The 25,971-nt window shown below is 67.3% G+C and carries 27 protein-coding genes, 2 tRNA genes and 2 pseudogenes; 12 read left to right on the top strand and 19 right to left on the bottom strand.

What is annotated here, in order from left to right; all coding sequences use genetic code 11:
• The first annotated feature begins 19 nt into the window (after positions 1-19).
• Entirely contained in the window at positions 20-628 is a 609-nt protein-coding gene (locus tag ID574_RS46450) for a hypothetical protein (protein WP_188195468.1), read from the top strand.
• 187 nt (positions 629-815) lie between these two features.
• Positions 816-2,336, top strand: a complete 1,521-nt coding sequence (locus ID574_RS46455) for a M28 family peptidase (RefSeq protein WP_188195469.1) — start codon at positions 816-818, stop codon at positions 2,334-2,336.
• 390 nt (positions 2,337-2,726) lie between these two features.
• Here the strand turns inward: ID574_RS46455 and ID574_RS46460 are convergent, their stop codons facing one another.
• From ID574_RS46460 to ID574_RS46470, 3 genes are all read right to left on the bottom strand, one after another.
• The gene (locus ID574_RS46460; protein ID WP_223167781.1) at positions 2,727-4,214 is read right to left on the bottom strand and encodes a M28 family metallopeptidase; all 1,488 of its coding nucleotides are present in this window, start codon (positions 4,212-4,214) and stop codon (positions 2,727-2,729) included.
• A gap of 145 nt (positions 4,215-4,359) precedes the next feature.
• Positions 4,360-5,304, bottom strand: a complete 945-nt coding sequence (locus tag ID574_RS46465; protein WP_223167782.1) for a DNA polymerase domain-containing protein — start codon at positions 5,302-5,304, stop codon at positions 4,360-4,362.
• A 153-nt stretch (positions 5,305-5,457) separates the two neighbouring features.
• On the bottom strand, positions 5,458-6,111 hold the full coding sequence (locus ID574_RS46470) for a maleylpyruvate isomerase family mycothiol-dependent enzyme (protein ID WP_188195472.1): 654 nt from the start codon (positions 6,109-6,111) through the stop codon (positions 5,458-5,460).
• A gap of 66 nt (positions 6,112-6,177) precedes the next feature.
• On the opposite strand from ID574_RS46470, the gene ID574_RS46475 reads away from it, so the two are divergent.
• Complete coding sequence (locus ID574_RS46475) at positions 6,178-6,603, top strand: MarR family winged helix-turn-helix transcriptional regulator (protein WP_188195473.1); 426 nt, start codon at positions 6,178-6,180, stop codon at positions 6,601-6,603.
• Here ID574_RS46475 and ID574_RS46480 read toward each other — a convergent pair.
• Positions 6,600-8,723, bottom strand: coding sequence for a carbon starvation CstA family protein (locus ID574_RS46480; RefSeq protein ID WP_188195474.1), 2,124 nt, complete (start codon positions 8,721-8,723; stop codon positions 6,600-6,602). The two genes, ID574_RS46475 and ID574_RS46480, sit on opposite strands and share 4 nt — an antisense overlap.
• A gap of 3 nt (positions 8,724-8,726) precedes the next feature.
• Positions 8,727-9,065, bottom strand: coding sequence for a hypothetical protein (locus ID574_RS46485; RefSeq protein ID WP_188195475.1), 339 nt, complete (start codon positions 9,063-9,065; stop codon positions 8,727-8,729).
• A gap of 243 nt (positions 9,066-9,308) precedes the next feature.
• On the opposite strand from ID574_RS46485, the gene ID574_RS46490 reads away from it, so the two are divergent.
• On the top strand, positions 9,309-9,524 hold the full coding sequence (locus ID574_RS46490; protein WP_188195476.1) for a hypothetical protein: 216 nt from the start codon (positions 9,309-9,311) through the stop codon (positions 9,522-9,524).
• A 65-nt stretch (positions 9,525-9,589) separates the two neighbouring features.
• Here ID574_RS46490 and ID574_RS46495 read toward each other — a convergent pair whose 3' ends face one another.
• The 4 genes from ID574_RS46495 to ID574_RS46510 form a co-directional block, all read right to left on the bottom strand.
• A complete protein-coding gene (locus tag ID574_RS46495; RefSeq protein WP_188195477.1) occupies positions 9,590-10,129 on the bottom strand; it encodes a GNAT family N-acetyltransferase in 540 nt (179 codons plus the stop codon).
• A gap of 32 nt (positions 10,130-10,161) precedes the next feature.
• Positions 10,162-10,830, bottom strand: a complete 669-nt coding sequence (locus ID574_RS46500) for an alpha/beta fold hydrolase (RefSeq protein ID WP_188195478.1) — start codon at positions 10,828-10,830, stop codon at positions 10,162-10,164.
• Positions 10,823-11,266 carry an NUDIX hydrolase gene (locus ID574_RS46505; RefSeq protein ID WP_188195479.1) on the bottom strand — a complete coding sequence of 148 codons (444 nt, stop codon included), beginning with the start codon at positions 11,264-11,266 and terminating at the stop codon, positions 10,823-10,825. The genes ID574_RS46500 and ID574_RS46505 overlap by 8 nt, the downstream gene beginning before the upstream one ends.
• Positions 11,267-11,372: 106 nt before the next feature.
• Positions 11,373-13,166: a bifunctional metallophosphatase/5'-nucleotidase gene (locus ID574_RS46510; RefSeq protein ID WP_188195480.1), complete on the bottom strand. Its 1,794-nt coding sequence runs from the start codon at positions 13,164-13,166 to the stop codon at positions 11,373-11,375.
• Between the two features lie 106 nt (positions 13,167-13,272).
• Between ID574_RS46510 and mshD the strand changes: the two genes are divergently transcribed.
• The gene (gene mshD / locus ID574_RS46515) at positions 13,273-14,175 is read left to right on the top strand and encodes a mycothiol synthase (protein WP_188195481.1); all 903 of its coding nucleotides are present in this window, start codon (positions 13,273-13,275) and stop codon (positions 14,173-14,175) included.
• Positions 14,176-14,180: 5 nt separating this feature from the next.
• Here mshD and ID574_RS46520 read toward each other — a convergent pair whose 3' ends face one another.
• The 3 genes from ID574_RS46520 to dcd form a co-directional block, all read right to left on the bottom strand.
• The gene (locus ID574_RS46520; protein WP_188195482.1) at positions 14,181-15,185 is read right to left on the bottom strand and encodes an inorganic phosphate transporter; all 1,005 of its coding nucleotides are present in this window, start codon (positions 15,183-15,185) and stop codon (positions 14,181-14,183) included.
• A 5-nt stretch (positions 15,186-15,190) separates the two neighbouring features.
• Entirely contained in the window at positions 15,191-15,808 is a 618-nt protein-coding gene (locus ID574_RS46525; protein WP_106243913.1) for a DUF47 domain-containing protein, read from the bottom strand.
• Between the two features lie 249 nt (positions 15,809-16,057).
• Entirely contained in the window at positions 16,058-16,633 is a 576-nt protein-coding gene (gene dcd, locus ID574_RS46530) for a dCTP deaminase (RefSeq protein ID WP_188195483.1), read from the bottom strand.
• A 99-nt stretch (positions 16,634-16,732) separates the two neighbouring features.
• Between dcd and ID574_RS46535 the strand changes: the two genes are divergently transcribed.
• Positions 16,733-16,803, top strand: a tRNA-Gly gene (locus ID574_RS46535).
• Positions 16,804-16,898: 95 nt separating this feature from the next.
• Here ID574_RS46535 and ID574_RS46540 read toward each other — a convergent pair.
• From ID574_RS46540 to ID574_RS46560, 4 genes and pseudogenes are all read right to left on the bottom strand, one after another.
• Positions 16,899-17,483: a tyrosine-type recombinase/integrase gene (locus tag ID574_RS46540; RefSeq protein WP_262496134.1), complete on the bottom strand. Its 585-nt coding sequence runs from the start codon at positions 17,481-17,483 to the stop codon at positions 16,899-16,901.
• A gap of 324 nt (positions 17,484-17,807) precedes the next feature.
• Positions 17,808-17,948, bottom strand: a pseudogene (locus ID574_RS62535) (replication initiator); the annotation flags it as partial.
• A 108-nt stretch (positions 17,949-18,056) separates the two neighbouring features.
• A pseudogene (locus tag ID574_RS46550) lies at positions 18,057-18,281 on the bottom strand (helix-turn-helix domain-containing protein); the annotation flags it as partial.
• 907 nt (positions 18,282-19,188) lie between these two features.
• On the bottom strand, positions 19,189-19,701 hold the full coding sequence (locus ID574_RS46560) for a hypothetical protein (protein ID WP_188195485.1): 513 nt from the start codon (positions 19,699-19,701) through the stop codon (positions 19,189-19,191).
• A 475-nt stretch (positions 19,702-20,176) separates the two neighbouring features.
• Between ID574_RS46560 and ID574_RS46565 the strand changes: the two genes are divergently transcribed.
• The 3 genes from ID574_RS46565 to ID574_RS46575 all read left to right on the top strand — a co-directional run bounded on the left by ID574_RS46565 (position 20,177) and on the right by ID574_RS46575 (position 21,809).
• Positions 20,177-20,407, top strand: coding sequence for a DUF433 domain-containing protein (locus tag ID574_RS46565; RefSeq protein WP_103961631.1), 231 nt, complete (start codon positions 20,177-20,179; stop codon positions 20,405-20,407).
• Positions 20,404-20,772, top strand: a complete 369-nt coding sequence (locus ID574_RS46570; protein ID WP_188195486.1) for a DUF5615 family PIN-like protein — start codon at positions 20,404-20,406, stop codon at positions 20,770-20,772. The genes ID574_RS46565 and ID574_RS46570 overlap by 4 nt, the downstream gene beginning before the upstream one ends.
• Before the next feature lie 449 nt (positions 20,773-21,221).
• Positions 21,222-21,809 carry a Uma2 family endonuclease gene (locus ID574_RS46575; protein ID WP_188195487.1) on the top strand — a complete coding sequence of 196 codons (588 nt, stop codon included), beginning with the start codon at positions 21,222-21,224 and terminating at the stop codon, positions 21,807-21,809.
• Positions 21,810-22,583: 774 nt separating this feature from the next.
• On the opposite strand, the gene ID574_RS46580 is transcribed toward ID574_RS46575, so the two are convergent.
• Entirely contained in the window at positions 22,584-22,964 is a 381-nt protein-coding gene (locus tag ID574_RS46580) for a hypothetical protein (protein WP_188195488.1), read from the bottom strand.
• A 145-nt stretch (positions 22,965-23,109) separates the two neighbouring features.
• On the opposite strand from ID574_RS46580, the gene ID574_RS46585 reads away from it, so the two are divergent.
• Positions 23,110-23,373, top strand: coding sequence for a DUF7660 family protein (locus ID574_RS46585; RefSeq protein WP_188195489.1), 264 nt, complete (start codon positions 23,110-23,112; stop codon positions 23,371-23,373).
• Positions 23,374-23,919: 546 nt separating this feature from the next.
• Here the strand turns inward: ID574_RS46585 and ID574_RS63105 are convergent.
• Entirely contained in the window at positions 23,920-24,291 is a 372-nt protein-coding gene (locus ID574_RS63105) for a DUF4240 domain-containing protein (RefSeq protein ID WP_442939410.1), read from the bottom strand.
• 237 nt (positions 24,292-24,528) lie between these two features.
• On the opposite strand from ID574_RS63105, the gene ID574_RS63110 reads away from it, so the two are divergent.
• On the top strand, positions 24,529-24,756 hold the full coding sequence (locus ID574_RS63110) for a hypothetical protein (protein WP_188195491.1): 228 nt from the start codon (positions 24,529-24,531) through the stop codon (positions 24,754-24,756).
• A gap of 291 nt (positions 24,757-25,047) precedes the next feature.
• On the opposite strand, the gene ID574_RS46600 is transcribed toward ID574_RS63110, so the two are convergent.
• Positions 25,048-25,143: transfer RNA gene (locus tag ID574_RS46600), tRNA-Sec, on the bottom strand.
• 211 nt (positions 25,144-25,354) lie between these two features.
• Between ID574_RS46600 and ID574_RS46605 the strand changes: the two genes are divergently transcribed.
• Positions 25,355-25,939 (top strand): hypothetical protein, encoded by a 585-nt coding sequence (locus tag ID574_RS46605; protein WP_188195492.1) that lies wholly within the window; start codon positions 25,355-25,357, stop codon positions 25,937-25,939.
• Positions 25,940-25,971: the final 32 nt, after the last annotated feature.

Below are 25,971 nucleotides of genomic sequence, written 5' to 3' on the forward strand. Positions count from 1 at the left end.
GCCGAGAGAGAGGAACCGGATGGTCAGAGTCGCGCTACGGGTCCTGGGGTTCGAGCTCAAGGGCCTGGCGAGCATCGGGCTGTGGATGGTTCGCCGCCGGCACGGCGTGCCTGCGGGTGCGACCGCCGTGACGTACGCCAAGGAGCAGACCTTCACGCTGTCGCTGATGTTGTTCGCCATGGTGGTCGAGACCGTGGTCGTGGACGTGCTGCTGGTCGCGACCGGCGTGCCGGGGTGGATCCGGTATACGGTGCTGGTCGCCGACGTCTACGGGCTGCTGTTCGGGGTCATGATGGCCGCGTCCTGCGCCACCCGGCCGCACGTGATCACGCCCGACGAGCTGCGCATCAGGTACGGCGTGTACTTCGACCTGCGCATCCCCCGCGACCGCATCGTGGCCGTGCGCACCGGTCGCAACGACAACGAGAAGAGCATGGTCTCGGTCGATGACGGGCACCTGAGGGTGACGGTCGCGTCGCGGACCAATGTGACGATCGAGCTGAGCGAGCCGATCGCGCTCGTCCGGCCGCTCGGCGGCCGCGCCGAGGCCACCACGGTCACATTCTTCGCCGACAGCCCCGAGGCCGTCACGGCCGCCCTGCGCTCCGACGTCGCGACACACGCGTAGGACAAGAGGTGCGTGTGGGTGGACGCCAGGGCCGGGCGCGGAGCACCATCCCACACACCTATACCACCACCCCGCATACCTGAACGGACTGCCCCACACACCTAGGCGAGCCCCTTTTGCGGCGTTACCTTCCTATACAGCACCATCTCGGGATCTTCCACCCTCGACCTCGGATGGAGGCGCCGCCATGCTGCTCACCTGCAGAAAGGGCGTCAGATTACCCATCGTCGCGGCGATCGCGACCCTGTCCTTATCCCTGCTCGGCGTGCCCACTCAAGCCGCCGCGGCTGCCCCGCCGGACATCCCGCTCGCCAACCTCAAGGCCCACCTCGCCCAGTTCCAGGCCATCGCCAACGCCAACGGCGGCACCCGCGCCCACGGCCGCCCCGGCTACCTGGCCTCCGCCAACTACGTCAGAGACCGGCTCAACGCCGCAGGATTCACCACGACGCTCCAGACCTTCACCTACAACGGCGCCACCGGCTACAACGTCATCGCGGACTGGCCGGGCGGCAATCCCGACGACATCCTGATGATCGGCGCCCACCTCGACAGCGTCACCGCCGGTCCCGGCATCAACGACAACGGCTCGGGCAGCGCCGCCATTCTGGAGGCCGCGCTCGAGGTGTCCCGCCAGGCGCTCCAGCCGGCCAAGCACCTGCGGTTCGCCTGGTGGGGCGCGGAGGAGCTGGGGCTGCGCGGGTCACGGTTCTACGTGAACAATCTGCCGGCCGCCGAGCGCACGCGCATCAAGGGGTATTTGAACTTCGACATGGTCGGCTCGCCCAACGCCGGATATTTCGTGTACGACGGCGACGACTCGGACGGCACGGGCGCCGGTCCAGGCCCGGCCGGGTCGGCGGCGCTGGAGCAGACCATCATCGACTACTTCACCTCGATCGGCGTGCCGACCCGGGGCACGGACTTCGACGGCCGCTCCGACTACGGGCCGTTCATCGCGGTCGGCATCCCGGCGGGCGGCACGTTCACGGGCGCGGAAGGGATCAAGACCTCGGCACAGGCCGCGCTGTGGGGCGGCACGGCCGGTCAGGCGTTCGACCCCTGCTACCACCGCTCCTGCGACACGACGGCCAACATCAACGACACCGCGCTGGACCGGAACGCCGACGCGATCGCGCACGCCGTCTGGACGATCGCCACCGCCGCGCCGCCGGTCGTGGTCTGGCAGGACACGTTCGAGACGGCGACCGGCTGGACCGTCAACCCGTCCGGCACGGACACCGCGACGGCGGGCCAATGGGAGCGCGGCGACCCGGAGGCCACCACGTCGTCGGGCGCCAAGCAGCTCGGCACGACGGTCAGCGGCACGAACGACCTGGTGACGGGCCGGCCGGCAGGCTCGTCCGCGGGCACGTACGACATCGACGGCGGCGTCACCTCGATCCAGTCGCCCCCGATCACGCTCCCGTCCAGCGGCCCGCTGAACCTGTCGTTGTCGTGGTACCTGGCACACGGGTCGAACTCCTCCAGCGCTGACTACCTCAGAGTCCGCGTGATCGGCACCACCACGGCCACCGTACTCAACCAGACCGGCGCGGCCACCAACCGCAACGGCGCCTGGACCACGGCCACCGCGAATCTGAACGCCTTCGCCGGCCAGACGGTCCGCATCCTCATCGACGCCGCCGACGCCTCGGGCGCATCCCTCGTCGAGGCCGGCATAGACGACATCAAGATCGCCCGGTAACCCCCGCAAGCCCACTGCCCACTCCGCCCGGCCCGCCACACGACCGGCAACGACGCGCCGCTCCACGCGGCCGGGCGGAGCAGGTGCGGTCTCCGTCGCCGTCCTCGGCCTGGTGAGCGACCTGCCACGCCCGCCGCCACGCAGATGCCCTTCGGTGCGGCGGCTGCTCATCGGCCTCGCCAACGCGGTCGTGGCGGGCTCCCTCGCAAGTTCTGCACCACCTGGCGCGCCCATCGCCCTACCAGCGGCCTGGACGAGGTGCGCTCGGGTGACGGATTCGAGAGCCGGGATGCGGTGAGCGAGCGTGGGGCTCGGCCGGGCAGGTGCGGGGAACCTGCCCGGCCGGGCGGGTCGGTCAGCCGGGTGCGTGCCGTCGGCCGGTTCGGGATGTCAACGGATCGCTGTCAGCGAGGCGGCCGCGGCTGGGGTGGTGCGGGGCGGGATGGAGCGGAGGTTGAAGGCGTAGCGGGCGACGGAGTCGGCGATGGCGTCCGAGTCCACGTCCAGCGCCGTCGCATTCACGTTGGCGATCGTGTCGCACGCCTGGTGGTAGCAGGGGTCGTACGCTTGCCCGGCCGTCCCGCCGAACAGCGCCGCCTCCTCGGCCGTCTTGATGCCCTCGGCGCCGGTGAAGACGCCGCCCGCGGGGATGCCGACCGCGATGAACGGCCCGTAGTCCGAGCGGCCGTCGAAGTCGGTACCCACAGTGGACAGGTTGCGGGAGCCGAAGAACGCCTCGAACTGCTTCTCGATCTCGGCGGAGCCGGGCGGGCCGGCCGGGGCGCCGACGTTGTCGGAATTGTCCCCGTCGTACAGCTTGTAGGCGTAGTTCGGCGAGGCCACCATGTCGAAGTTCAGATACAGACGGATCCGGTCCCGCTGCGCCTGCGACAGCGAGGCGACGTACTGGTCGGAGCCGAGCAGCCCGATCTCCTCGGCGGCCCAGAAGGCGAAGCGGACCTTGTTCTTGACCGGGTAGTACGCCATCTCCTCGGCGACCTCCAGGATCGCCGCGCTGCCCGAGCCGTTGTCGTTGATGCCGGGCCCTTCCGTCACGCTGTCGAGGTGGGCGCCGACCATGACGACGTTGCGCGGGTCGCCGAAGCGGCTCTCGGCTATCACGTTCTCGTCGGTGCCGAGCACGAGGTTGGCGTCGACCTTGAGGTGCACGGTGGCGCCGGCCGTGCTGGCGAGCTCGTTGCCCACGGCGAAGTCGGCGAACACCATCGGAATCCCGGCCCGCCACTCGCCGATGTCCAGTGCGAACGCGTCGGTGCGCCCTGGCTGGCCCTCGTTGAACACGATGATCCCGGACGCGCCCGCGGCCTTCGCGTTCTGGACCTTGTTGACGAACGGGCAGGTGCCGCGCTGGATGAGCGCGATGCGCCCGGCCACGAACCCGGTGAAGTCGGACGCCTCGCAGCCGCTGGTCGAGGACGGCGTCGGCGCGGGCGGCAGGGTCAGGTCCACACCCTGGACCTGCGCGGTCACGTCACCCGAGGGGGAGGGCCGGAAGGTGAAGAAGTCCTCGTTCGGCACGTACGTCTTCGCGCTCGGCGCGGTCAGCTCCAGTGTGGGCGGGCTGTTCTCGCTCCAGTTCTCGACGAAGTTGATCGGCTGGAGCGTGACCTTGTACCCGGCCTTGCGCAGCTTGCCGGCCACGTAGTCGCGGGAGGCGTCGTAGCCGCTGGTGCCGGCCGCGCGGTTGCCGCCGTTCGCGGTGGCGATGTCCTGGAACGCCTGCATGTGCTTGCTGACGTTGGCGCCCTTGACCTGCTTGACGAGCAGTTTGGCGAACGCGTCGTCCAGCCCGCCGGCGTTGGCCGGCGCGGCCGCGGCGATCGGCAGGGCGAGTGCCGTGATCAGTGCGATAGCCATTTTGCGCATACAAATCCCCCTGATAGGACAGGAAGGCGGGCAATTCCCCCGAGGCTCGCCGAACGCGAACTTAACGCGATTTCGTACCCTTGGGTAGACCCCGAATGCGCCGACTATTAGCCAAAGTCAGGACATTTACGCTTGGCTATTCTTGGCCGCGGCGGGCCCGAGCACGGCGTTTACCCTCGTGCATCGCCGCCACTCGGGCGATCGGGATCGTGTGCCCCTCCTCGATGAGGTCGGCCGGCAGCCGCTGCGGCGCGGGCATGGCCTCGGCCCACGGGTCGGCGTCCTTGAGCAGCCCGGCCGCCGTGTGAACGGTGAAGTCACGCGGCGACACCCGATCGAGGTCGGACCACGGGACAGGGAACGACACGGGCACGCCGGGCCGGATGCGCGGGCTGTAGGCGGCCACGACCGTGGCGCCGCCCGCCCTGGTCGAGTCGATGAACACCTTGCCCGCCCGGTCCTCCCGGATGAACGCCGTCGTGGCGACCGCGGGATCCAGCCGCTCGGCGCGGGCGCCCACCGCGCGGGTGGCCGCGGCCAGATCGTCCACGGCGGTGTCGGGCGGCACGGGCACGAACACGTGCACGCCCTTGGCCCCGCTGGTCTTGACCGCGCCGGCCAGCCCGCAGTCCGCCAGCGCCTGGCGTACTAGGAGGGCTCCCTGCACGGCCGGCCGGAAATCGTCACCGGGCGGGTCGAGGTCGAGCACCATGTGCGTCCAGTGGCCGCCGACGAACAGCGCCGGGTGGTATTCCACTGCTCGCTGGTTGGCGAACCACAGCAGCGTCCGCCGGTCGTTGCACAGCGCGTACGTCACCTGCCTGCGCGACGCCTCAGCCCAGACGGAAATGGTCTCCATCCATTCGGGAGCGTATTTGGGCAGGTTCTTCTGCATGAAGGGTTCCTGCCCGGGGCGTACCCGCATGACGGAGAGTGCCCGGTCGCGCAGGACCGGGAGGATGCGATCGCCGACCGCGTCGAGGTAGTCGACCAGGTCGCGCTTGGTCGCGTCTGCGCCGTCGAACAGCGGTTGGTCGAGGTTGGTCAGCTTGACCCCGTCGCGCGTCTCATCGCCGGTCACCCGTCCTACGATATCCGGACCAATGGTCGAAACCATGACCCGTTACCTCTACCTGACCCGCCACGGCCTCCTGCACATGTCGGAAAGCCGCCGGCGACTACATCCCCTACCGGCCGGAGAAGAACGAGCTGCCCCGCGATACGGCGCGCTGGCTCATTCCCTGACCGCCGGCGACGGCAGGCGCGCGGCCAGCGCCGCCGCACCCGCCCCGCCGACGCTGGGCAGGGCGGCCGGGCGCCCGCTCATCAGCAGGAGCAGCGCCTGGATGGGCCCTTCCACCAGGTCACCCTCCCCGACCACCCAGTCCACGTCGGTGGCGGCGAGCCGGAGCCCACGCAACCGCCGCTGCGGGTAGAAGGGAAAGCCCCGCTCCCAGATGTGGGTGGCGCAGGCGCGGGCCGGTTCGAGTGGCATGACCCGTTCGACGCCCAGGGGAACGGCGATGTCCTGTCCGTGGACGAGCGCGTCGAAGAGCGGGTCGAGCGGCTTGGTGGTCGGCGCCCGGCGGCGCGACGTGGCCGATTCGCGCACTTGGCCGGCGATCTCGTCGGGTGACAGCCCGGCGGCGTACCGCACCGCGCTGTCCCGCACCATGCGGTTGAAGTCGCCGCGCGCCCGCACGAACTCGGCCAGCGCCTTCGGGACGCTCACCCGGGTGGCGAGCGCCAGGTGGGCGGCCACGTCGCGCACCCGCCAGCCCCCGCACAGCGACGGACGCTCCCACTCGTCGGCCGACAGCGAGCCGAGCAGGTCGGCCAGGCCGCGCCGCTCGGTCTCCAGGGCAGCCCAGATCTCGTCCTGGTTCATCGCCCACCCTCCGATTTGCTAAGGTGGCCTTAATATAAGGCAGCCTTAACAATTGGAGAAGACCCTGTGGCCGCCACTCATCCGCCGCACGTCGTGGCCCTGCTCTACGAGGCGTACCTGCGCCTCCAGAACGTCGTGCTGGAGGCCGCCAGAGCGTACGACCCGAACATCCGGCCCGCGCACTCGGCGGTGTTCTTCCACATGGAGCACGACGGCATCCGGCTGAGCAGGCTCGCGGAGAAGGCCCAGATGACCCCCCAGGCGATGGGCGCGCTGGTCGACGACCTGGAGAGGCTCGGCTACCTCCGACGGGTGCCCGATCCGGACGACCGGCGAGCCAAGCTCATCGTCATCACCGAGCAGGGCGACGAGGCGCTGAAGGTCGGCTACGCCACGATCGACGACGTGGAGCGCCGGGTGGCGGCGCTGCTCGGCGAGGACGGCCTCGCCGAGCTGAACGCCACGCTGGGCCGCATCATCAGCGCGTTCTAGCCGGACGACCCGGCCTTGGCCATCATCTCCTTCTCCTCGCGGGTGGCGATGAGGCCGGACGGCGCGAGAAGCTTCGACTCCTCGAACGGCGCCTCGGTGGTCGGCAACGGCTCCCGCGCCCTGATCGCCTTGACCCATATTCGGGCCGCGTCCAGGATGACGATGATGATCATGACGGCGAACAGCGCCGCCAGGATGCCGTCCACGGTGGAGTTGATGACGATCTGCCGCATCGCATCCATGGACTTGGCCGGGGCGAGCAACTGCCCCTGGTCGAGCGCGGCCTGGTAGCGGTCGCGCTGGGCGAAGAAGCCGAGCCCCGGGTCGGGCGAGAACACCTTCTGGTAGCTGGCCGTGAGCGTGACGGCGACGTCCCAGGCCAGCGGCACCGCCGTCACCCAGGCCCATTTCAGCCGCCCGCTCTTGATCAGCAGGGTCGTGGCCACGGTGAGCGCCACCGCCGCGAGCAACTGGTTGGCGATGCCGAAGAGCGGAAAGAGCTGGTTGATGCCGCCGAGCGGGTCGTTGACGCCCTGGTAGAGGAAGTAGCCCCAGGCCGCCACGACGATCGCGCTGGCCGCCACCAGCCCCGGCCACCAGCTCACCCGCCCTATCGGCTTCCAGACGTTGCCCAGAGTGTCCTGGAGCATGAAGCGGCCCACCCGGGTGCCCGCGTCGACGGTGGTGAGGATGAACAGCGCCTCGAACATGATCGCGAAGTGGTACCAGAACGCCTGCAGCCCCGCTCCCCCGAGGAACCCGGAGAAGATCTGCGAGATGCCCACGGCCAGCGTGGGCGCGCCACCGGTCCGGGCGACGAGCGTCTGCTCCTGTACGGCCGCCGCCGCGGCCTGCAACTGCTCGGGCGTGATCACGAAGCCCATGTTGGTGACCGCCTCGGCGGCGGTCTGGACGGTGGTCCCGACGACGCCGGCGGGCGAGTTCATGGCGAAGTAGAGCCCCGGGGACAGCACGCAGGCCGCCGTGATGGCCATGACGGCGACGAACGACTCCATCAACATGGAGCCGTACCCGATCATCCGGACCTGGGTCTCCTTCTGGATCATCTTGGGCGTGGTGCCGGAGGAGATCAGCGAGTGGAACCCCGACAACGCCCCGCAGGCGATGATGATGAACACGAACGGGAACAGCGATCCCGCGAACACCGGCCCCTTACCGCTGAAGGCGAAGTCGGTGAAGGCGGTGGTCTGCAGCGGCGGCAGCGTGACGGCGATGCCGATCGCGATCAGCACGATGGTGCCGATCTTCATGAACGTCGACAGATAGTCACGCGGCGCGAGCAGCATCCACACGGGCAGCACGGCGGCGACGAAGCCGTACGCGATCAGCCACAACGCCAGCGCGGACGGGCTCAGCGTGAAGATCGGCGCCCAGCTGGACTCCTGCACCCAGCCGCCCGCCACGATCGCCAGGATCAGCAGCCCGACGCCGATCACGCTGGTCTCGACGACCTTGCCGGGCCGGATCACCCGCAGGTAGAAGCCCATGAACAGGGCGATCGGGATGGTCATCGCAATGGAGAAGACGCCCCACGGCGACTGCGCGAGCGCGTTGACGACCACGAGCGCCAGCACCGCCAGCAGGATGATCATGATGGCGAAGACCGCGACGAGCGCCGCCGCGCCGCCGACCGGCCCGATCTCCTCACGCGCCATCTGGCCGAGGCTGCGGCCGTTGCGCCGCATCGAGAAGAACAGGATCACCATGTCCTGTACGGCCCCGGCGAAGATCACGCCCGCGATGATCCAGATGGTGCCGGGCAGGTAGCCCATCTGGGCCGCCAGCACCGGCCCGACCAGCGGCCCCGCCCCTGCGATGGCGGCGAAGTGGTGCCCGAACAGGATCCGCCGATCCGTCGGGTGATAGTCGATGCCGTTGTTGAGCCGCTCGGCCGGAGTGGCGCGGCGGTCGTCGGCCCGCAGCACCTTGCGCACGATGAAGCGGGCGTAGAACCGATAGGCGATGGCGTACGAGCCGAGCGCGGCGCACAGGAGCCACACCGCGTTGACGTTCTCACCTCTGGACAGGGCGAGCACCGCCCACCCGACAGCACCCACGACGGCGACGAGCGTCCAGATGATGACCGAGCGCAGCTTCACCGGTTACCTCCCAGATAGAGGGCCATATAGAGGCCGCCCCAGGCAGCAGCGCAGTCCGGCGTCCGGCGGCAGATCGGAGGTGAAGCGCCGCCAGCGCCACAGCGGACGGCAGTCGATCGTCACCGGAAGCTCGGCAAGATGCACCCAGGCGGTCGGATGCGCGTACACCAGATCGCTTTCGAGGCTGCGCGCCCGCTTGGGAAGCCGGGAGCGGCGCAGTGGCCTGACCGAGAACTCGCCGGCGTCCGCACAGCAGAGGCCGGTCACGTGCCAGTCGAAGAAGACCACCTCGTCGTCGCGCAGCGCTTCACGGGCCGCGGGCGTGAGCGTGATACGGGGCATCTGTGGCTCCTGAAAATCAGGTAGCTCAGAAAATTAACGTCGGCCTTACCCGGTGTAGTGGCCGTTGAAACGCTTGCCGCCGCGCCTGAAAGTTTCAGCGTTACAGCCGCGGATCGCGGCAGGTCACGGCCGATCCGGCCGCCGGAGCCCCGCCCCCGGGCGGCCGTGACGCTCTGCGAAGGGCAGCCCGTGGGTCACAATCGCGGCGATACCCCGGCTCCCCGTCCCGCCGCAGGAGGATCGATGCGCAAGGCGCGTGCTCTGCTCGTCTCGGCCGTCCTGGCCACCGGGCTGTTGTCGTCGGTCAACGCCGCCCCGGCGCTCGCCGCGGAGCAGCTGCGCGGCGTCTATTACGACTACCTGGACTGCGAGCGGGCCGGACGGTACGGCTACGACCAAGGGTGGTGGGGCTACTGGAGGTGCGTGGGTCAGTACAACTACTACTTCCTCTATGCGTGATTCCAGGGAGCAGACGCGCCCCTGGCCCGGGCGAGCGGGCCAGGGGCGCGTCGCCGTCCCGCCGCTCAGGTAGCGGGTTCGTCGTCCCAGTCGGGCGGGGTGACGGTACCGGACACCCAGTCACGGCGGAGGATCGCGTACGCGACCGCGTCGTGGCGCGTCCCGCCCGGGGCCGGCCAGGCCTCCCGGTAGTGGGCCTCCTTCACGTACCCGCTCCTGCGGAACACCGCTCGCATCGCGTGGTTGTCGCGGCGCGTGTGGCCCTCGATGCGGAGCACATCGGGCAGCTCGGTGAAGAGGTGGCGGGTGAGCCAGGCGACGGCCTCCGTGCCGAGCCCGCGCCCGCGCCACGCCTTGCGTATCCGCAGGTCGAACATGGGTGTGTCGTCGGCGAGGTCCTGCAGCCGGACCAGCCCCGCCCGCTCGCCGTCCGCCAGCACCCAGAACGTCCGCTCCTCCTCGTCGTCGTTGCGGCCCTCGGCGTGCCGTCGGGCGATGGTCTCGCGGTCCTGCGTGCCCGCGTGGTAGGGCCATTCCTCGCCCGTCAGGAAGTCGGCGAGCGCGTCGCCGTCTCCGGCGGAGATCTTCGTGAACTCGATGTGCATCCGCCGAGGATGATCGCCGGACGGTCTTCCGGTCAAAGGGATTTCGCGGCCCCCGCGATCAGCCGCGCGACCTCCTCAGGCGACTCCATGTGCACGTAGTGGCCGGTGGGCAGGTCGGCCAGGGTCAGGAGGGGTGTGGCCGCGGCGGTCGCGGCGAGCTCTCTGGCGAAGCCGCGCCGATAGGCGGTGAACACCTCTGCGACGTCCGGTGGCAACAACTCCTCCAGGTCCGTCGCGGTCGAGGAGACCACCAGCAACGGACACCGCGCCGCCCGGTACGTCGCGAACAGGTCGAGCACATCCATCTCGGCGACCAGGTGCGCCACGGCCGGATCGGTGGCCTCCGCGGTGAGGAAGTCACGCATGATCCGCTCGCCCTCGACGGGGTCGATCCCCTCGTACGGACCGGTCGGGTTCGTGTGCCCGTCGAGGTTGACGGCCAGCGGACACTCGGGATGCTCGGTCGCCCAGAGAGCGGCGACCAGCCCGCCCAGCGAGTGCCCGGCCACGGCGGGCCGGTCCATGCCGTGCTCCTCGATCGCCGCCGCCACGGCGGCCAGCGCGCCCGGCCACGACCATGTGCCCATCTCGGGCAGGTCGACCGCCACCGTGCGCAGACCCGCCGCCTGCAGGAACGGCATCGCCCGCGTCCAGTCACGGCTCGTCCGGCCGCCGCCGGGAAGCAGCAGAATCTCACGCATCGTCGAAGATCCGGGAGAGGAGCATGCCCTGGCCGCCTTCGAGGATGTGGCCGTGTTCGAGCGGGATCCAGAAGCACTCGAACCGGATCGGCTCCCCTTCCCCGTCGTTGTCCTCCTGGCTGGCCCATCGTTCCGGAGTGTCCTGGTGGAGGGCCAGGTGGAAGACGTGACGGCGATGGATCTCGGCACGGGCCGGGGTGATGTCGTACTCGAACGTGCCGAGCTTCCTGACGACGGTGAAATCGTGGAGGCCGGTCTCCTCCCGCGCCTCCCTGAGTGCGGCCTGCTCCGGGTCCTCCCCCGGCTTGATGGTGCCGGCGGGCACCTGGATGCCGACCTCCTCGTAGCTGTAGTCCGTGTGCCTGAAGACCAGCAGACGCCCATCCCGGACGATGTAGCAAAGGACCTTTTCGCGGATGGGTCTGTCAGGGGGCACGGTCGTCTCCTCTGAGGTCGGGAGACGTGATCATAGCGATGGCGTCTGCCGAGGGACGGAAAGGGGCCCGCCCCCGTGAGAGGGAGCGGGCCCGACGAGTGAGGAGCTAGTCGACCGCGGTGATGCGGTTGGTGGCGGGCGGGGCGATGGGGCTGTTCTTGCCGAGGTAGTCGACGAACGCGTCGATGTCCAGCGGCCCGCTCCACAGCTCCGTCCCGTCCCGGAAGGCGAGGAACGCGTCGCCGCCGCCCACCAGGAAGTTGTTCGCCGCGACGCGGATCGTCTGCGTGTCCGTCACCGGCACGCCGTCGATCTTCATGTCCGACACCTTGGAGCCCCAGGGGGCGCTCCGCCTGTAGGTGTAGGCGAAGTTCGCCGAGGGCTGCAGGATCTTGGTGAACGCCTGGTTGTTGGGCCCGCCGGTGAACTGCTGCTCCAGCAGCGTCTTCAGCTGGGCGCCGGTCAGCGTCACGACCTGCATGAGGTTGTTGAACGGCTGCACGGCGAACGCCTCGCCGTACGTCACGACGCCGTCGCCCTCGTTCGCCGACGAGTTGGCGTACGTCAGCGACGCCCGCACCCCGCCCGGGTTCATCAGGGCGATCTGCGCGTTGCCGCCCGTCTTGGTGGCGGCCAGCTGGGCGTCGGCGATGAGGTTGCCGAGAGGCGACTCCCCGGAAGGCGCCGCCGTGTTGGTGATGTCGGTGGAGATCGTGCCGACCGCCTTGTTGGCCACGGGCGCGACGCGGTCCTTCCACGTCTGCACGAAGGCAGAAATTTCAGGATCGGCGGGGACTGTCCGCGTGACGACGTGGTTGTCCGCCACGACGGAGGCGCGCTCGATGTCACGCGTCCGGACGTTCACGTTCATGTCCACCTGCGTGATGACCCGTCCGAACGAGCCGCCCTGCGAGTAGACGCGGTCGTTGCCCGCCGGGTCCTTGACCTTGCACAGGTACGCCTGGTGCGAGTGCCCGCTGAGCACGAGGTCGACCTCGGCGTCGACCTGCGTGGCGATGCGGTTGCCCAGCCCCGGGATGGCGCTGCACGCGTCGGGCGACTGGCCGGAGGTCACCTGGTCGCCCTCGTGCACGAGCACGACCTGCGCCTTCACGCCCACGAGCTTGAGGAGCTTGGAGGCGACGTTCCCGGCCTTGACCTCGTCCACGAACTTGAGGTCCTTGATGCCCTCGCTCGTGACGATGCTCGGCGTGGTCTGCGTGACGAGCCCGATGAAGCCGATCGGCACGCCGTTCATCCACTTGACGCTGACCGGCGGCAGCGCGGGCACGCCCCACTCCGACAGCAGCTTCTTGACCTGGCTGTGCTGGAGGCCGAGCTTGGTGACGGCGGACAGCGCGTCCGTCCTCTCGTTGGGGTTCTTGAAGAGGACGTTCGCGCCGACGTAGTCGAACTTGGCTCCCTTCCACTCGCCGGCCGGCGAGCAGCCGTCGACCGGGTGGCAGCCGCCGTCCATGATGCGGCGCAGCTCGGCGTACCCCTCGTCGAACTCGTGGTTGCCCACCGCGGCCACCTTGAGCCCCAGCTTGTCCATGAACTCGACGGACGGCTCGTCGTGGTACGCCGCCGAGATCAGCGGTGTCGCGCCGATGAGGTCGCCCTGGGCCACGGCGATGGTGTTCTGGTCGGCCAGTGCCTTCATGTGCGTGGCGATGTACGCCGCACCGCCCGCGTCCACGGTGTGGCCGTGCTCGTCCACCATGCGGCCGGACGACCCGGTCGGGGGCTCGAGGTGGCCGTGGAAGTCGTTGAGCGCGAGCAGCCGTACGGGGACCGTGCGCGCGGCCTTGCTCGCGTCCGCCGGGAGGGTGGCGAGCAGGACCGCCCCCGAGGCGACGGCTCCGGCCAGTGCCAGCCGGAGGAGGGATCGAGACGTCATGGCCTTAGACGTTACGGTGGGATCCTGTGCGACCAATGTCGCAAAGGAACGATTTGCCGGACGGCCACATGGCGGTATTTGCCAGTCATACGCCTAGAGTTCTGGTGTGAACGCGCGCGTGAAGATCAGGGAACGGCTCGACGAGGCGGAGATCGCCGAGGTCCTCGGCCTCGTGCAGGCGGCGACGGACGCCGACGGCGTCCGTCCGCTCAACGAGCACGTGATGCTCCACCTGCGGTACGGCGGCGACCCCCAGGCCCGCTCACTCCTCCTGTACGACGACGCCCTGGTCGGCTACGCCCACGTGGACCCGACCGACGAGGTCGAGGGCCCGAGCGCCGAGCTGGTCATCCATCCCCATCATCGCAGGAAGGGTCACGGGGCCGGCCTCCTGCGGTCCGTGCTGGACCTGACCGACGGCAGGCTCCGCCTGTGGGCGCACGGCGGCCACGCGGCCGCCGGGGCGCTGGCGGCCAGGTTCGGCTTCGAACGCGTCCGCTCGCTCTGGCAGATGCGCCGCTCCCTGTTCGCCCCCTTGGAGCCGTACGTCCTCCCGGACGGCGTGCGGCTGCGGACGTTCGTGCCCGGTCAAGACGAGGAGTCCTGGCTCAAGGTCAACGCCGCGGCCTTCGCCCACCACCCGGAGCAGGGGGCATGGACGATGGACGACCTGCTGCGGCGCGAGCGGGAGCCCTGGTTCGACCCGGAGGGCTTCTTCCTGGCCTTCCGCGGCGACCGGCTGGCCGGCTTCCACTGGACGAAGATCCACGGCTCGTCCGAGCACGGCCACGAGCCGCTCGGCGAGGTCTACGTCGTCGGCGTGGACCCCTCGCAGCAGGGCACCGGCCTGGGCCGGGCGCTCACCCTGGCCGGTCTGAGCCATCTGCGGGCGCGCGGCCTCGCCCAGGCGATGTTGTACGTGGACGAGGCCAACACGGCGGCGATCAGGCTGTACGAGTCCCTGGGCTTCGCCCGCTGGGACGTGGACGTGATGTACGCGGTCGCGTAAGGGGGTTATTCCACCAGCGCGTGGAGGGCGAAGTAGGAGAGGGCGGCTACCAGGGCGGCGGCCGGGATGGTCAGGATCCAGGCGGTCACGATGTTGCCGGCCACGCCCCACCGCACGGCGCTGAGCCGCTTGGTGGCGCCGACACCCATGATCGCCGAGGTGATCGTGTGCGTGGTGGAGATCGGCGCCCCGAACCCCATGGCCGCCACGTACAGAACGGTCGACGCCGCCGTCTCCGCCGCGAAGCCCTGTGGCGGGTCGAGGGCGATGATGCGGCGTCCCAGCGTGCGCATGATGCGCCAGCCACCGGCGTACGTGCCGAGGGAGATCGCAGCCGCCGCGGCCAGGATGACCCACTGCGGGATGGGATCGTCCGGCGCGACGTAGCCGCCGACGACGAGAGCCAGGAAGATCACACCCATCGTCTTCTGCGCGTCCTGCAGGCCGTGCCCGAGCGCCATGGCGGCGGCCGAGACGGTCTGCGCGTAACGGAAGCCGCGGTTGGTCTTGCCCGGCTGGCGGTTGCGGAAGATCCAGTAAATTGCGATCATGATCAGAGCGGCGAGGCTGAACCCGATCGTCGGTGAGAGCACCATCGGGATGACGACCTTCTCGAGGACGCCGTCCCAGTGCACCACGCTGGCCGAGGCCAGCGCCGAGCCGACCAGTCCGCCGATCAGCGCGTGGCTGGAGGACGAAGGCAGGCCGAAATACCAGGTGATCAAGTTCCAGGTGATCGCGCCGATGAGCGCCGCGGCCACGATGACCAAGCCGTGTGAGCCGTTCGGCGCGTCGATGATGCCCTTGCCGACCGTCGAGGCGACCTGGGTGCCCAGATGGGCGCCGATGAAGTTCATGGCCGCGGCCATGAACAACGCGGCCCTGGGGGTGAGGGCCCGGGTCGAGACGGAGGTCGCGATGGCGTTCGCCGCGTCGTGGAACCCGTTGGTGTAGTCGAAGACCAGAGCGACGACGACCACGCCGATGACGAGGGCGAGCGTGAGGTCCACTGGGCCTAGCTTTCCTTGACCGCGATCGACTCGACCGTGTTGGCCACGTGCTCGAAGGCGTCGGCCGCCTCCTCGAGGGCGTCGACGACCTCCTTCATCTTCATGACCGTGAGGGCGTCGTACTCGCCGCTGAACAGCTTCGCCAGCAGCCTCCTGTAGACCTGGTCGCCCTGGTTCTCCAGGCGGTTGACCTCGATCCAGTACTCGTTGAGGTTCTTCATCGACCGCAGCCGCGGCATGGCCTCGGCCGTCAGCTCCGCGGCCCGCTCGAGCACCTCGACCTGCCTGACGACGTCCTTCGGCAGGTGATCGATCTGATACAGCACGATCAGATCGGAGGCCGCCTCCATGGCGTCCATCACGTCGTCGAGGTTGGACGCGAGGCGGTAGATGTCCTCACGGTCGAACGGAGTGATGAAGCTCTCGTTGAGCCGGTTCATGATCGCATGGGTGCGTTCGTCGCCGGCGTGCTCGCAGGCGCGCATCTTCTCGGCCAGGGCTTCCCTGTCCGAGCCATCGCTGATGATCTCCACCAGCAGGCGTGATGCCGTGACCAGGTTGTTCGCGGAGTCGGCGAACAGGTCGTAGTAGCTGTCCTCACGTGGCGTGAGACGCAGGCGCACGTCGTTCTCCAGATGTGCGGGGATGGTCCGTGGAAGAGGGTACGGCCTACCAGGCGAAATGCGAACTTCATGTCCCCTTCGCCTAATGGCTACCCGCCGTATGTTGTGCAACACCGCGAAAGTAGGTAGTTTCGAGGGTTTTCGCAGCTCGCACCCCTCTTGACCAGTCCATACGCACCCGCCAGAGATGACGAATCGCCCCTCGACCACCTCGATGTTCTCTAGCTGTTCACCTGATGTTCATCTTGTTCATATCTTCGTGCGGTGAAAGTTCCGGTAAGACCTGGACGGCGTGGGCCCCCGCTGCCCCTGGTAGCGCGACCCGTACTTGTCCGACCCGTAGGGGTGCTCGGCCGGCGAGCTGAGCTTGAACACGCACAGCTGCCCGATCTTCATCCCCGGCCACAACTTGATCGGCAGGGTCGCCACGTTGGACAACTCCAGGGTCACGTGCCCGCTGAACCCCGGATCGATGAACCCGGCCGTCGAGTGCGTCAACAACCCGAGCCGTCCCAGCGAGCTCTTACCCTCCAACCGCGACGCCAGATCGTCCGGCAGCGTGATCACCTCATAGGTGGAGGCCAGCACGAACTCCCCCGGATGCAGGATGAACGGCTCGTCGCCACTGGGCTCCACCATCCGCGTCAGATCCGGCTGCTCCACCGACGGATCGATGTGCGGGTACCGATGGTTCTCGAACACCCGAAAGAACCGGTCGAGCCGTACATCGATGCTGGAGGGCTGGATCATGTCCCGGTCGAAGGGATCGATGACGAGCCGGCCGGCGTCGAGCTCGGCAAGGATGTCGCGGTCAGATAGCAGCACGCAGAGCAACTTACCGCCCGGGTCCAAACTTCGGCGTCCCGGGATTGCTGTTGTGGGCCGAGTTTCCGGTACAGTGAGGGACGCGACTTCGGGTCGTGCGCGGGTGTAGTTCAATGGCAGAACATCAGCTTCCCAAGCTGACAGCGCGGGTTCGATTCCCGTCACCCGCTCTCAGCCAGAAAGCCCAGGTAGACCGATGGATTCGGTACCTGGGCTTCGTTGTCTTCTAGAGCTGTTGATCTCCGCGTGCCATTAGGGCTCGTGGTCACCCGGCGGGAACCAGCAGGCCGGGCGGGTCGTCGTCGTCCTCGTCGCGTGCCCGTTCGTGCCCGATCAGGTGCTTGTCGATGGCTTCGGTGATCAGCTTGTCGGCTCCCCGGACGGCGTGCTGATAGATCATCGCGGCGCGGACGTTGTCGTGTCCCATGCGTGCCATGAGGTCCTTGAGGCCCGCGCCCGAGTCCGCCGCGATCATGTTTCCCGTGTGACGGAGATCATGGAAGTGCAGCCCCGGAACACCGATCGCTTTCACCGCCTCGACCCATCCCGAGAGCTTGTTGAATCCGCTCCGGCGCATCGGACCGCCCTTGACCCCGGTGAAGATCAGCGCTCCCGCGTCAGGCTTCACGTAGAGCCGCAGGTGTTCCTTCAGGGCCGGGATGATGGCCTGCGGAATGCCGACGATGCGCTTGCCCGCCTTGGACTTGGGCGGACCAAGGACCAGCTCGCCAGTGGAGCGTTCCACATAAGCCAGGCGAACGCGGACCGTACCCGCGTCGGGGTCGAGGTCCGCTCGGGTCAGCGCGGTGATCTCGCCCCATCGCAGGCTCGCGAAGGTGGCCAGGAGCACGAAAGCCCTGTACCGCCGATCGTGCGTGCAGTCGGCCTGACCGGTGTCGATCATCCGCCACAGCGCTCGCTCGGCTTCTGCTCGCGTCGGGAAGACCTCCGGGTAAGTCCGCATCTCCCCATGCCGTTGGAACCGGATGCGGTGCCCCTCACCTCTCTTGAGCCCGCGAATGCTGCCTACCGGGCGGCGCCCGACCTTGTCAGCCAGCTCGAAGACCTGCCCCACGGACAGGACCGGTCGCTCTTCGGCGTGCTCGTCGCCGGCCCCGCGGATCCTGCACGGGTTGCGGGAGATGATCCGGTCGTCCTCGGCCGCCGCGTGCTCCCGCTGAGCCTGACCGTCCAGGGTCTCGCCGAGGCTCTTCGTCAGGTACTTGGACAGGTACCGGATGCACTGATCGGCGTCCGGCGACCCGGCGAGCACGCCCTTGACGTCCACCTGATCGCCGAAGCGGATCACGTGCATGGGCTCGTCGTCGAGCTGGTCGAGTGCTTCGTCTCAGGTGCGTAGGACCTCGCCCGTCTCTGGGTCCACGTAGCCGTCGTTCCAGATGGGCAGGTGGTCCCCCTCGAAACGGACTTCACAGATCAGCGCCTCGATCGCGGCCGGCGTCTGCATCGGATGCGCCCTCGGCGCATGCGAACGGTCGGCCAGCCCTGCCAGGCCGCCGTCCTGATACCGGCGCACCCAGGCATGCACCGATTGTCGCGACACCCCATACCGGCCGGCCACATCGGTGACCTTCGCCCCCGACAACACCTCAATCACCGCATGATAGCGCTGCTCCACGACGCTCAACTCCACCAATGCCACCTGAGCCTCCCCCGAAGCGTCGATAACGCCACGAGCAGGCACAGAAGACGATCAAGGTGTCAAGCATCAAGCCAGGCCAGAGTGTCAACCATCAAGCGAGACAGGACAGGTGCTCGATCGGAACATTGCCGAATAGTTCTTGTAGGTATCAAGCGGCGGCGCGCCGCGCCGCCGTACAGCGGCCCGTCGCTTGCCCGCCGCCCGGGCATGCGGCCTGGGGGCCGGTCCCGGGCGGCAGCAGCACGGACCGCCACGCCGATCGTGGCGCCCGCCGTACTGAGCAAGCTCACCGACCCCAGCGTCACGCCGCCGCACGAATGCAGCCCTACGATCGCCACGCGTGGGCTGGCCTCAGGTAGTGGCTGGGGGCGATCGACGATCCGGTGCTTCGTTCCTCAGCACCGGCTCACCGGATAGCGGTGTCCTCAGGTCGCGAAGCCAAGCATGTGGCTGCTGACTCGGTCGTGTCGTCGTAGGTAGACAGCGAGACAGCGGATCGTCTGTGCGCCCTTTCGGGATTTGACTGCTGCCCATACTCTGTGCCCTAGCAAGAACGATCATGCATCGAAAGCGGGGCATCAGTGCTGCCTGGGTCAGCACCGCAGGAGGTCCGCTAGGGCCTGTGTTGAGTCGTGATCATTGGAGGCTGCGCATCCAGATCACTACTCCTCGCAGGTGGAGGCCAGCGAGATCGCTCTCGGGCATCTTGTCGTAGCGGCTCGCGATGCCGTGCCACGCCTTCAGCCCAGGACGCGGAACACAGCGAAGCTCCCGGTCGGCGATCTGCTGGGTGGCAGGCCGTCGGCCGGGAGCTTCGGTGTGGTCTTCTACCGGGCTGGGCTGGCGTTCTCCGCCAGAACCCGGTGAGGAGCTGAATGCCCTACGGGTCAGCTCAGCAGCCGTACCACCCGGCGTAGGCGTCCCACTTGCCGTTCTTGGTGAATTCTGCGCTCTTGCCCTTGTTGATCGTGGTGCACTTCGAGTCGGGCATAAAGGCCCCCCTCCAGTCCACCTTGAGCTTCTTCTTGCTGGCGCAGTTGTTCGTGATCTTCACCCAGTGGTGATAGTACTTTCCGAAGGCGGTCTCCTCGTAGAAGGTCCTCCCATGCTGGACATTGACGCAGGAGGGCGCGGCGTTGGCCGCCGGAGCGGCGGCGGCCGGTGTGGCGACAGTCATGGTGAGCACAGCTGCCGCCACAGCTGCGGCTCGGATGAAGGCACGGGAATCCATCAATCTCCTTGGGGATATCGCGGCGATTTTGGATGCTGCCGGTTGGGCAGCAAGAAACGCCCGCCACATGCGGGTTGTTGACACGGCCAACGCTAGCGAGGGGCGGTATATCGCGGGTATGGCAGTGATTCGGGCAAGGCCAGGCCGGATACCCGCTTCGTCGACCTCGACCACGCTCAACCGCTACACGCACGCGTCGCCCGAGGGTCTGTAGTGCCGAGTCAACAATCGCCTCTGGAGTGGATCTCCAGCTCAGGGAGGGGGAAGTGCTCAAGATCGGCGGGTCCTCATGGGGCCGAGGCGGGCGGGGTGCGCGCAGTGCGTTTCAATCCCAGGTCGGAGAGCTGATCCTCGTGCCAGATGCGTGCCAGAACGAACGGCAGGTCAAGGTCATTCAGGGTCACTCACGGCCACTCGTCGCGGTCTGACCAGGACCCCCGTTCTCCCCGCTCAGGACACCAAGATCAGTAGCCGGTTCCCAAGCTGACAGCGCGGGTTCGATTCCCGTCACCCGCTCCACAGAAAGCTCAGCCAGGCCTCTGGCACTGGCCGGTTTCCTTGATCTTCCTCATCTCTCTTCATGTCGCCGTGGTATCGCGGTCGCTAGCACAGGTGCGAGCTGGCAGTATCGAGATGGAGGGGAGACACCATGAACTTCGATCGGATCACTGTCGAGCCCGACAAGCTCGAAGGCAAACCGACCATCCGAGGGCTGCGGATCACCGTGGAGACGGTGGTACGGCTCGTCGCGGCTGGATGGACCTTCGATGAGATCTTGTCGGACTACCCCGACCTCGAACGCGAGGACATCAAGCAGGGGCTGGAATACGCAGCGGCCTCCACGAACGTCCACTTCTACCGCCTCCGAGAGCCGGCGTGAACTTCCTGATTGATGAGAACCTCTCACCGCGCGTCGCTGAACTGCTGGCGAAGGCCGGTCACGATGCGGTGCACGTGCGCGATCTCCAAGCGACGAGTGCGCCGGACTCCACGATCATGGCCCTTGCCATGGCGGACGACCGGGTCATCGTCTCGGCGGATACAGACTTCGGCGCACTTTTGGCTCAGGCCCGTACCACCAAGCCCTCGGTCATGCTTGTGCGGGAGATCCTTGAGCTTCGACCGCCTGAGCTGGTGAATATCATCCTTAACCACCTTGATGTCCTCGACCCTCACCTGTCTACGGGTGCGATCGTGGCCTTTGCCCCCGCAGGCATCAGAGTGCGAGCGCTCCCGCTCCGTTGAACAAAGAGCATTTGACCGCCGTGCCATTAGCGTGCCATTAAGCGCGGTGACGAGGGGTCAACCACGGTCACTCACGGCCGGCCTCAGTCGCAGGTCAGCGCGTCCACAAGCCAAGATCCCTGCAATTCCCAAGCTGACAGCGCGGGTTCGATTCCCGTCACCCGCTCCACATACGAAAAGCCAGGTCAGGGTTGATCCCCGACCTGGCTTTGTCCGTGGTCAGGGACCAGCTTCGGCCTTCCACGGGCTGATTGTCGTGCACCGAGGAAGTCAGAGGGCGAGGGCCCGCGCATGCCCTGTCCGACGTCCCCGCCAGCCAGGCTCCCGATGGTACGGTGGCCGTGATCGGTGCGGTTCCCAAGCTGACAGCGCGGGTCGATTCCCGTACCCCGCTCCACGTCTTCCAGTTAGCCGATCTTCGATGTCAGCCTCAAGCGAGGGAGACCGGCATGGCAACCCCTTCCTGGTACGAGTCACTTCCCGAAGTCATGAGCGAAGCAGAGTATCAAGCGTTGCCAGAGGACATCGCCAGAAGCATCGAGGTAGTCCACGGGCATGTAATCAAGTGCGAGTCACCTGCTCCGCAGCACAACCGCATAGCCCGTCGTCTCGCTGGCTCACTGGAAGCCGCTCGTCCGATGAGCGGGCCTTGTCTGAGCGTTGAGACCGATATCGACGTCGTGCTCTGGCGGGTTCCCAAGTTCACCTTCCGACGTCCGGATGTGGTGGTCTACAAGTGTTTGGAGGATCCTGGTCAAAAGCCGGATGCGTCCCAGACTCTGGCCGTCGTCGAGGTCTCCTCACCTGGGACCGTCCGGGAAGATCTCACTGACAAACGCACGCAGTATGCCGCCGCTGGAATCCCGCTCTACCTGCTCATCTTGCTCGACGAGAAGTACGAAATCATCGAGGTGAAGGAGTTCCATCTCGATGCCGTAGCCTCCGAGTACAGGCTTCATCGGGTACACCAGGCAGACCTCGAACTGGAGCTCCCTATCAGGGTGACTATCCCGTTTCTCGTCCTGACCGCTCCCTAAGCGTTGCCCTGCGTGCCCGTTGCGTGCCCGTTCGCTCGGTGACCGGGGGGAGTCAGGGGATTCATGGCGACTCGATCGATATATGCCCAGGTCGGCGTTTCCCTGCCGAGAGCCCATGATCTCGAAAGAGTTCCCAGGCTGACAGCGCGGGTTCGATTCCCGTCACGCGTTCCAAGAACGAAAAGCCAGGTCAGGGGTTGATTCCCGACCTGGCTTTGATCGTTTCCACGGCTCCGTTCGATCTTCCGTGCCCGTTACATGCCCGATCCGTCTGGATCTTGGTCGTCTTCCGGGCTTCAGGGCCTTCTCGGGCCAGCTTGCCCAAGGCGTCGGCGATGGCCCGGTCGCGCTCCATCGCGGTGTGCTGGTAGATCAGCGCCGCCAGGGTGGACGAGGGCCCAAGCGAGTCATCAGGTTCCGAAGGGTCGCACCGGACTGGGCCGCGAAGGTGTTTCCGGTGTGACGGAGATCATGGAAGTGAAATCCGCTGAGCTTGGCCTTCTTCAGCGCCGCCGCCCCGACACGGGCGAAGTTCGCGCGTCGGAGCTTGGCACCCTTGGGCCCGACGAAGACGTGTCCGAGCTCACCCTTCTCGGCGTACGTCCCATGTGCTTGCGGAGGTCCGGGAGCAGGATAACCGGGATGCTGACAATGCGCTTGCCTGCTTCCAACCTGGGCGGGCTGATGGTCACCAAAGCGGCGGCGCGGCGCGGCGCCGCACCTGCCGTACCGAACAAACTCGCCGCCTCAGAGCCGCGCCGCTACCAGCGGGCTTCAGCGCCGCAACTCCGGATCATGCTCATGCGGCACCGACTCGGGATGGGTACGGCACCAGTCAACAACGCGGTACGTGATGCGGTCGAAGGGCTCGTCATCAACGCACGGACGCTCGAAGTCCACCAGACGCCTCAGATCCGCGAGCAACTGCCGTGACGTCTCCGCATCGAACGACTCTGAGCCCATGAGTCTCTCGCTCAGATAGGCCAGAAGCCGCTCGTGGTGCTCGTCCCAGCTGACGTTGCCGTTGCGCTGGGCTTCGTCGCGAAGCTTCTCCACCGCCCGCAGCAACTCGCCCTGAACGGTGTCGGCCTGCCCTCGCGGCGGCACGTAGGTCTTCCAGATGTGACGGGCGTCCGCGGCGTACTGCGGATCCATGTGGACGACCGTACAGCCCACGCCTCCGGCGAGAGCCCTCCGGCTCCGGGAGGATCACCATGGGCGTGTTCATCACCACCGGTCTGTCGGTGGCTGGGGTAGGGGCCTGGTGCGGGCTTGCTGTTAGCCCTCCACTATGGAGTTCATGGGGCAGAACGACATATCGCCGGCCGCCGCCGAAGCCGTCGAGACCCGCGAAGATCTCGCCCGCTACGTTGAAGCCCTCCACGCAGAGCTGATCGACGGAGCGGTCTGGGAGAACGACCGCTTGGAGCGTTTCTTGGAAGCGCTGGCCGCCTGGATCAGGTCGTCCCCGGGCTACTACGCGAACACGGGTCGTCCTGCACCTGACGATGCCTCCTGGTCGTTCTTCGCCAACGCGCTGGGAGCGGCAACGATCTACGAGTAGGCCGGGCCCGGTGCGTGCCCGTCAGCAGAGGGAACGAGGGGGACTCACGGGGAACCACGGCAGCCGGACCGCTCCCCGCAGGTCAGCGTTTCCCCAGCTCAACAGTCAAGATCGTTCGAGACTTCCCAAGCTGACAGCGCGGTTCGATTCCCGTCACCCGCTCTCAGCATGAAAGCCCAGGTGGACCGATGGATTCGATGTCTGGACCTCGGCCGTATACGAGCTCGTTCGATCTTCTCGGGCCAGTAACAAGCTAGGCATTCTTCCTGAGTCTCGCTTGGGCTTGGGTCTCCACATCGTGATGAGGATCCTCTGCGAGAACCCGCAAGACGGCTTCCGGTGTGGTGGGCCATGTGGCCAGCCACCATCGCACGTTGACCGAGCGATCGTGGGCAAGGCGTTGCAGTTCGTCGTGAGGGAGCTTTCCAGACTGCACTGCTGCCGCGCGCACGGCTGCGGACTTGTCGTTTGCGAGAAGGCGGTGTCGATCTATTGTGGTGAGTGGGTTCTGAGTCACACCGACGCGGACCTTGGGATCGGCGTCGGTTATACGCCACCGCGTCGGCCTTGAACTCGGGCGGGTAGTTCTTCATCACCATCAGGGACATCTCTTCCCCTGGACCTCAAGATCCAGTCTCCAAGGTGTCCGCATTCAAGGGGGAACGCCCAGAAGCCACCGAAGATCAGGTTGGCGGCTTCCCACATGTCGTATGTGTCGGATCGTCGTCGCATCTGGTTGAGCAAGACCTGGAAGTCGACGATCCGGGCCAGCGGACTCCGCCCGAGGTGAAGGGCCAGCCACCGCAGGCGCTCATCAGGATCACTGGTCACTTCCCGGGACCGCCGAAGGAAGAGCCAGAACTCATCAACCTCCATGACGCTGCATGGTGCCAGGCCCGGCTGGCAATGCCGCACCATGGAGACCTGGACCGCGTGCCAGATCCATGCCAGAACAGGCGGGCAGCCGCGGTCTGTTTCAGGGCGCCAAGATCAGTAGCCGGTTCCCAAGCTGACAGCGCGGTTCGATTTCCGTCACCCGCTCTACCCATGGAGGCCCAGGTCAGGAGTCGCATCCGCGCGTGGGCCTTGATCGTTTTGGCGAGCTGGTCGATCCTCCGTAGCGGGCATTCCCTCGGGCAGCACATACTTGAGGGGATGAAGCCAGCCAGCGGCGCACCCCGTCGTCACCTGCCCACAAGTCCCTTCAAACCTCCGCCTCCCGCTCTGCCTGCCGAGCGGTTCAGCGTGAACGACCAGGTGACCCATGATCGATATGGTCTTGGCGTCGTCATTGGTGTAGAAGACGAGGTCGCCGTGTTCGTCGATTTCGGATCGCGACAGGAACGAATCACCACGCCGTTCAACAAGCTCTACAAGCTATGAGCCCGCGCTGCGGGAAGCACACAGCGTGAGCGCATCCACGCCGGAGGTCCGGCTCGGCCAGGTCGGCGCGGGCCGTGTGAGGACCTTTCTCCCACGGCCCGGCTGAACGAACACAGGTATGCCGTGAGAACCATGCCCTCCGCCGTGCCCGTTGCGTGCCCGTTCGCAGAGTGATCAGCGGGATATCACGGGACTTGCTGCCCGGATCTCGACGGCTAGCACGCGGGGCAGCCCGGCACGTGTCTGAGCGAGCAATTCGTCGATGCTCACGGCGCTCCGGAAGGTGTGGTCTGGCGGAGACGGACGGGAATCGAACCCGCCGCGCCGAGATACTCGGTGCCACCGGTTTTGAAGACCGGGAGGGCCATCAGGCACCTGGACGTCTCCGACCGCGATCTCAGCCAGCCTGGCGTGAGGGTGGCGATTTTCGGCGATCAAGATCGGCGGCTGTCCGAACCCTCGATCGGACAGGTTCTGGCCGTGACCCGGGAGCGATCGCTTGCCTGCCATGATGCCCCCCGCAATCACCGCGCCGTCGTGATCCGCTGAACGCGCGGAGGACCTGGCCCTTGGCGATCGGCCGGTGTACAACTAGGTAGTGATCTTCAAGGGTGTTCGCAGGAAACTGACCTGGACAGCGCTGGCGGCTCTGCTGCCGTCCTTGGCGGCCTGTGGCGTCGGAGAGGCGGGCCTGCAGCCGAGACCCCGAAAGGAAGTGGGGCGGCAGGGAAGCCTCAGCAATCCCCGCCTGCTGAACTGCGAGAACCGCAACGTGGAGGTGTCCGGGGAGGAGGACGGGGTTGCCGTCGGGCCAGACGACCTCGCAGTGGGGCCGCTGGTCATCCCAGGGCTGCTCGCGTGGGGCAGCGCTCGCGCCGAAGAGTACGGGAGCAACCACAGATTCAAGGTCGGCGCGATGGTCAGGAAGGGTGGGACGATCACCCTGTCCATTCCCGCGAAGTTCCACGACAGCGCAGGGCTGCTCTATTCCGAGCAGGCCAGGGGCGCCCGCACCCCGGCCGAGGCCGACCATGCGGTGACTTTCACCGCGTGCGCCGACCACGACACGGTTTTCGTCGGCGGCTTCTATGTGAAGGAACCCCGATGCGTCCTGTTGGAGTTCAGTGTGCCGGGCAAGGCCACCGTCCAGCGCGAGATCTCCTTCTTCAACGGCAAGTGCTGATCTGAGCCGAGACGCCGCCCGCCGCACGCGGC

Origin of the sequence: Nonomuraea sp. SYSU D8015, assembly GCF_008065375.1 — a bacterium.
Lineage (GTDB): Bacteria > Actinomycetota > Actinomycetes > Streptosporangiales > Streptosporangiaceae > Nonomuraea.

Coding starts and splice junctions, on each gene's coding strand:
- ID574_RS46585 (WP_188195489.1), top strand. CDS start 23,110: ATGGGGCAGAACGACATATCGCCGGCCGCCGCCGAAGCCGTCGAGACC.
- ID574_RS46575 (WP_188195487.1), top strand. CDS start 21,222: ATGGCAACCCCTTCCTGGTACGAGTCACTTCCCGAAGTCATGAGCGAA.
- ID574_RS46485 (WP_188195475.1), bottom strand. CDS start 9,065: ATGCCCCGTATCACGCTCACGCCCGCGGCCCGTGAAGCGCTGCGCGAC.
- ID574_RS46450 (WP_188195468.1), top strand. CDS start 20: ATGGTCAGAGTCGCGCTACGGGTCCTGGGGTTCGAGCTCAAGGGCCTG.
- ID574_RS46500 (WP_188195478.1), bottom strand. CDS start 10,830: ATGCGTGAGATTCTGCTGCTTCCCGGCGGCGGCCGGACGAGCCGTGAC.
- ID574_RS46470 (WP_188195472.1), bottom strand. CDS start 6,111: ATGAACCAGGACGAGATCTGGGCTGCCCTGGAGACCGAGCGGCGCGGC.
- ID574_RS46455 (WP_188195469.1), top strand. CDS start 816: ATGCTGCTCACCTGCAGAAAGGGCGTCAGATTACCCATCGTCGCGGCG.
- ID574_RS46490 (WP_188195476.1), top strand. CDS start 9,309: ATGCGCAAGGCGCGTGCTCTGCTCGTCTCGGCCGTCCTGGCCACCGGG.
- ID574_RS46460 (WP_223167781.1), bottom strand. CDS start 4,214: ATGGCTATCGCACTGATCACGGCACTCGCCCTGCCGATCGCCGCGGCC.
- ID574_RS63105 (WP_442939410.1), bottom strand. CDS start 24,291: ATGGTGCGGCATTGCCAGCCGGGCCTGGCACCATGCAGCGTCATGGAG.
- ID574_RS46510 (WP_188195480.1), bottom strand. CDS start 13,166: ATGACGTCTCGATCCCTCCTCCGGCTGGCACTGGCCGGAGCCGTCGCC.
- ID574_RS46565 (WP_103961631.1), top strand. CDS start 20,177: ATGAACTTCGATCGGATCACTGTCGAGCCCGACAAGCTCGAAGGCAAA.
- ID574_RS63110 (WP_188195491.1), top strand. CDS start 24,529: ATGAAGCCAGCCAGCGGCGCACCCCGTCGTCACCTGCCCACAAGTCCC.
- ID574_RS46580 (WP_188195488.1), bottom strand. CDS start 22,964: ATGGATCCGCAGTACGCCGCGGACGCCCGTCACATCTGGAAGACCTAC.
- ID574_RS46495 (WP_188195477.1), bottom strand. CDS start 10,129: ATGCACATCGAGTTCACGAAGATCTCCGCCGGAGACGGCGACGCGCTC.